Raw genomic sequence first — 5,799 nt, 5'->3', positions numbered from 1 at the left:
AATAATACCACTGATCAGCCAGGTGCCAGCAAGAGCGCCTACCATAAGAAGTATCAACAGCGCCCCGGTAGTCGATTTGACATTTTCAGCCACTTCGGCCAGCATCTGCTTAAAGGTCACTTTATTGTAAAAACCGACCACGGCAGCTACGGCCCCACCCATCAATAAAATAAATTGATTCGAGCCGCTAATGGCATCGTCACCAAAGACATACACATTATAGGCCAGCATCCCAATAAGCGCGATAACCGGAATCAACGCTTCTAAGATGGATAGTTCCGTGTTTTCTACAATATGTTCGTCTTGGCGGAACTTATTCCCACTGGATTTTGACATGGATGGTGTTTAGTTGGAAGGTAATAATACGACAATGTGCGTAATCGTGCAACCGCCGACTATGCGCCCATAAGCTGGAATACCTTTACAATACCCTGATTATCAATTGAAAAAGGAGTTAATTTTACAGTAGAAGTGCAATAATTACTTCGCGTAAACACTCTTTCAGCCAAGAAGGTCGCCGTCCAACTTAATAATTCCGGGAAAAATTGGCCTCGAAGCGGCATGGGTGCCGCCGGCTGTTTGAACTGAACTTTTGCTTAAGAAATTACAGTGTGTTCGGGAGCAATCCCAAGAGCTTGTACACAGGCTTTCATCCGTAGGAAGGTGCGTTCAATATTGCTGTCCAGACCAATGGAGAAGCGAATCAGCCCTTCGCCAAGTCCCATCTCTTTTTGCTCCTCTTCGGGTATTTCGGAGGAGGTGGAGGCCCCGGGGGCACTAAAAAGGGTTTTGTAAAAGCCCAGGCTCACGGCCAGGTAGCCCAAACTATCTTTTTGCATAAGCTCCATAAGCGCATTCGCCTTATCTAATGTCTTTACGTCCAGGGTGAGGATTCCCCCAAATCCAAAGGAGGGTACAAATTGTTTTTTCATCAATTCGTGCCCGGGATGGGAGGGTAGCCCCGGATAAACGACCCGCATCCCCAGTTCTTCAAATTTCTTCGCCAGATACATGGCATTCTCACTGTGCTTTTGCATCCTCAAATGCAGCGTTCGCATATTTTTTAAAACCGAAGCTGCGCGTAAACTGTCCATCGTACTGCCGAGAAGCATTCCCGCTCCATCATTGACATCTTTAAGGGCCAGGCAAAATTCAGTGGAAGCGCATACCGCTCCTGCCACGGTATCACTGGTGCCATTTATGAATTTGGTCAAACTATGAATCACGATATCCGCCCCCAGTTTTGCGGGTGCAATGGAAAGTGGTGTAAAGGTGTTATCGACCACCAGCGGGATCTCACTGGATTTCCCCAACCCGGACAGGGCCGGAATGTCGGCTACCTCAAGGAGGGGATTGCTCACGGATTCGCAGTAAATCATACGCGTATTCGGGCGTATGGCCGCGGCAACAACATCTGGTTTGGTGATATCCACAAAGCTCACCTCAATATCAAAGCGTTTGAGGAAATTCTTCATAAAGGCATATGTGCCCCCGTAAATGGTCCGGCTGCTTACAATATGATCACCGCTGCTGCAAAGTTGGAGGATAACTGCTGTAATCGCACCCATACCACTTGCTGTTACGTTGGCGCTTTCCGTACCCTCCAGTGCTGCTAATGCTTCCCCGAGATAAAGGTTGGAAGGCGAGGAATGCCTGCTGTATAGATAACATCCTTCCGTGTTTCCTTCGAAAGTGTCAAACATCGTCTTGGCATTGAGGAAGGTATAGGTTGAAGAATCAGAAATCGAAGGGTTTACTCCTCCGTATTCTCCAAAATACTGTAAATCCTGAATGGAATCGGGCGCGTTATGGTCCATAATACTGGTGATTTTACAGTAAAAGTACCATTAATTAGAAATAAAATCAATATAAATAGGAATGTTATTAAATAAAAACTATATATTTAACTATAATTAGATATTTCATCTATAAAGCAGATGTATTATATGTTTAAATAGACAAATTACCGGATTCCTATGGACCACATTGATAAGAAAATACTCAAAGAACTCCAACAAAACAGTAAACTTACAACCAAGGCACTGTCCCTGGAACTGGGCTTGTCGGCAACGGCTGTCTACGAACGCATCAAACGCCTGGAGCGGAGCGGTGTTATCCTGAAGTATGTCGCCTTGCTGGACCCGGAAAAGGTCGGCCTGGATTTTCGCGTCTTTTGTCAGGTAAAATTAAACCAGCACGTGCAATCCCAGATCGGTTCTTTTGAAAAGGAGGTAGGCCGCCTTGAGGAAGTAGTAAGCTGTTATCACTTAGGGGGTGAGTACGATTACCTTTTGGAAATTTGTGTCCGGGACATGGCGGCATATCGGGAGTTTATGGTTGCCAAACTCACCAGGAGCCCGCAAATCGGAAGTACCCATAGCGCATTTGTCATCAAATCGGTAAAGCAAACCCATAAGCTGCCCCTCTGAAGTACGGAAGGGTTACTTTTTCGCAGGAATGAGGGCATCAACCAAAACATTTGTATTTTTGTCTCCCCGGATTTCGAATCTGGATCCGGGGGGTACTCTTAACGTAAATCACACTTTATGAAATCATATGACGTTGCCGTAATAGGATCAGGACCAGGGGGTTATGTAGCCGCTATACGTTGTGCCCAGCTTGGGATGAAGACGGCACTGATTGAAAAATACAGCACACTTGGCGGAACCTGTCTCAATGTGGGCTGTATTCCTTCCAAGGCCTTATTGGATTCCAGTCATCACTATCACGACGCTGTGGCTCATTTTGAAACGCATGGGATTGAAATTCCCGGAGAGGTACGGGTGAATTTGAAAAAAATGATCGAGCGCAAACAGGGCGTGGTCGATCAGACGACCAAAGGGATTGAATTCCTGATGAGTAAGAACGATATCGATGTCTACCATGGACTCGGAAGTTTTAAGGATGCCACCCACATTAGCATTGAAGGAGCGGAATTGACTGAAATAGAGGCAAAAAACAGTATTATAGCCACAGGTTCCAAACCCGCCTCTTTGCCCTTTATTGAAATTGATAAGGAACGGGTGATTACTTCTACAGAAGCCCTTAGTTTAAAGGAAATCCCTAAACATATGATTATCATTGGGGGCGGTGTGATAGGATTGGAACTCGGACAAGTATACCGCCGCCTCGGGGCTGAGGTGAGCGTAGTGGAGTATATGGACCGGATTATCCCGGGGATGGATGCCGCCTTGTCTAAGGAGCTCACTAAAGTCTTCAAAAAACAGGGGATGAAATTCTATCTCTCCCACAAAGTCAATGCGGTGACGCGAAAAGGGAAAGAGGTCCTTGTAAAGGCGCTGGATAAAAAGGATAAAGAAATTGAGTTAAAAGGAGACTACTGCCTGGTTTCTGTCGGACGTAAGCCATACACTGAAGGGCTGAATGCAGAAGCTGCCGGGGTTTCCTTAAATGAAAAGGGACAGGTTGAAGTCAATGCCCACTTGCAAACTACAGCGTCCAATATCTATGCCATCGGAGATGTGGTTCGCGGGCAGATGCTGGCCCATAAAGCCGAGGAAGAAGGTGTGATGGTGGCGGAACTACTTGCAGGCCAAAAACCCCACATTGATTACAATCTTATTCCAGGTGTGGTTTATACCTGGCCTGAGGTTGCCGCTGTCGGTAAAACCGAAGAAGAACTCAAGCAAGCCGGAAGAGCATATAAAAGCGGGCAGTTCCCCATGCGCGCCCTGGGGCGTTCAAGGGCCAGTATGGACACAGATGGTTTCGTAAAAATCCTGGCGGATAAAGCCACGGATGAAGTCCTTGGCGTACACATGATCGGAGCTCGTGTAGCTGACCTTATTGCCGAAGCAGTGACAGCCATGGAATACCGCGCCTCTGCAGAAGATATCGCCCGTATGAGCCATGCGCACCCCACATATGCCGAAGCGGTTAAAGAAGCCGCACTGGCCGCTACTGAGGATCGTGCATTACACGCGTAAAGGGAAACGTTTTTTTTGATCAGGTGTTTTCTGCCCCGCTAAGGAGGCGGCTCAATCGTCCCCATAGAACGCGGGCCTGACGAAAAAGGTTCTCCGCTATTTGAATTCCATTAATTTTTATCCACTCGAGTAGTTGTCCAACAGCCACCCGTATGGTTGCTTTGTGCTGATTGTATTTCAGGGCGGCCCAGGTGCAAAAGAGCATAAAGATGAGGGCTCCTGCTATCGCCTGAACGGGCGATAAGGTGTGATGCCAGTATGCGTATAGCCCAATCCCCGTAAGACTTCCATACAAAACCATAAAATGGATGACATAAATGGAAAGGGTATGCTGCCCGATACTGAGCAATACCTTTTTCTGCATCAGGCCGCGGAGCAAGATAAATACCACGAAAACAAGCAGTACGTTACCCAACCGGATAAACAGGTAATTATTCGCAGCAATATCCTGAAAGAGTGATATCCCGGTTTGCTGTCCCATCCATTCGAAAAAAGGGGAGGAAAACCAAATCAGCGTGATTCCTCCCAGAAAGAAGAGCAGCATGCTCTTTAGGTATAAATAATTCAGCTGGCGAAACCGGTAAAAAAGGGACGCCATAAATCCACCGGCAAAGGCATAGCCCACCCAGGGAATGATCGTGAAGACAGAGCCGTGATCTTTTGTAAAATAGTTCGCCAGTGCTACGGGTAAAAAGGTGAGATCCCATGTCTTATATAGGGGTTCAAATAGAAAAAGCAACATCCCCAAGACCAGTAAAACAAGGCCAAACCTTATTGTCTTTCCCCTGGGAACCGCGAGGTAAAAGGCGATAAGGAGCAGGATGGCAATCCCGATACAATGCAGGACATCCACAAGGAAAAAGGAGGGATATACCACTCCGTTGAGCAGTCCGAAAATATTACTTCGCAACAGATATCCGATAGCGATGAGTTCTAATCCCCTTTTGATTCCTTTTCGCAGGCGCGGATTGTCCTTTCCCTGTTTAGGGGCGCGAAGCAGGAGGTAAGTGAATATAAATCCGGATACTGTAAAGAAGACGGGGGCCGTAATGCCCCTGAAATACTTCCATATTGTATACACCAGATTTGAAGGGTCACGGTACACCGGGTCCAGCAAGCCATCTATAAAGTGCCCCTGCAACATCATAAGGATGGCCCAGGCGCGCATGGCATCTATAAAATAGAGTCGTTTTGGATGATCTTTCATAAACCGGATACCATATATACTCTCAACTGCCCCTTACAGATGTTTCAGGCGGCAAAATTATCAAAAAACACTGCCCACTACACCTAAATTCCTTTATTTTCGCTGAAAACCAGGTTTTATGTCGGGAATTTTGGCTACTGCAGGCAGTAATTCATCTACTTCAATAAACTACAATTTGGTTCAATTCACAGCAGGATGTATTGAGGAGTGCCCTGTTGAATGCGTTGAACTAGCCGGATTTGAATTCCCCATGTACAGTGAGGATCTCGAGAAGTCCGATGGAATCCCCGGGCAGATCACAAAGTTGAGACTTCGTATGCAGCAAGCCAGGGGTTTGGTAGTATCTGTAAATGAGCACAATGGCAATCCCTCAGCCTTTTTTAAGAATCTCCTGGACTGGTTATCCAGGGATGAACGGCGCTTTCTCGAAGGGGTTCCGGTTTTTCTGATGTCTGCCTCAGGGGGTAAGCGCGGGGCTATTTCCTCTCGCAATGTGGTCGAGCAAATGCTCAGTCGCTTCGGGGCGGAGGTGATTTCAACATTTTCACTTTCAGGGTATTATGACAATTTTTCTCCGGAAAAAGGGATTACGGATCCGGATATGGCCGCCGAACACCTGCAAGCCCTAAATACTTTCCTTAAAAG

The 5,799-nt window shown here is 46.8% G+C and carries 5 protein-coding genes and 1 pseudogene; 3 read left to right on the top strand and 3 right to left on the bottom strand.

The genetic code is table 11. From position 1 onward, the window contains the following. Positions 1 to 336: pseudogene (locus WBV75_RS05010) on the bottom strand (sodium:proton antiporter); the annotation flags it as partial. 260 nt (positions 337 to 596) lie between these two features. Beyond that, the gene (locus WBV75_RS05005) at positions 597 to 1,817 is read right to left on the bottom strand and encodes a PLP-dependent transferase (RefSeq protein ID WP_424119551.1); all 1,221 of its coding nucleotides are present in this window, start codon (positions 1,815 to 1,817) and stop codon (positions 597 to 599) included. 159 nt (positions 1,818 to 1,976) lie between these two features. Between WBV75_RS05005 and WBV75_RS05000 the strand changes: the two genes are divergently transcribed. Further along, the gene (locus tag WBV75_RS05000) at positions 1,977 to 2,429 is read left to right on the top strand and encodes an Lrp/AsnC family transcriptional regulator (RefSeq protein WP_424119550.1); all 453 of its coding nucleotides are present in this window, start codon (positions 1,977 to 1,979) and stop codon (positions 2,427 to 2,429) included. A gap of 117 nt (positions 2,430 to 2,546) precedes the next feature. Further along, a complete protein-coding gene (gene lpdA / locus WBV75_RS04995; RefSeq protein ID WP_424119549.1) occupies positions 2,547 to 3,947 on the top strand; it encodes a dihydrolipoyl dehydrogenase in 1,401 nt (466 codons plus the stop codon). Between the two features lie 19 nt (positions 3,948 to 3,966). Here lpdA and WBV75_RS04990 read toward each other — a convergent pair whose 3' ends face one another. After that, positions 3,967 to 5,154 (bottom strand): heparan-alpha-glucosaminide N-acetyltransferase domain-containing protein, encoded by a 1,188-nt coding sequence (locus WBV75_RS04990; RefSeq protein ID WP_424119548.1) that lies wholly within the window; start codon positions 5,152 to 5,154, stop codon positions 3,967 to 3,969. Between the two features lie 118 nt (positions 5,155 to 5,272). Between WBV75_RS04990 and WBV75_RS04985 the strand changes: the two genes are divergently transcribed. Further along, positions 5,273 to 5,799 (top strand): NADPH-dependent FMN reductase (locus WBV75_RS04985; protein ID WP_424119547.1); only part of this gene is annotated, 527 nt, incomplete at its 3' end.

The organism is Robiginitalea sp. (assembly GCF_049588695.1).
GTDB lineage: Bacteria > Bacteroidota > Bacteroidia > Flavobacteriales > Flavobacteriaceae > Robiginitalea.
The sequence above is the reverse complement of the archived record's forward strand: the minus strand, read 5'-3'. Positions and strand labels throughout refer to the sequence as shown.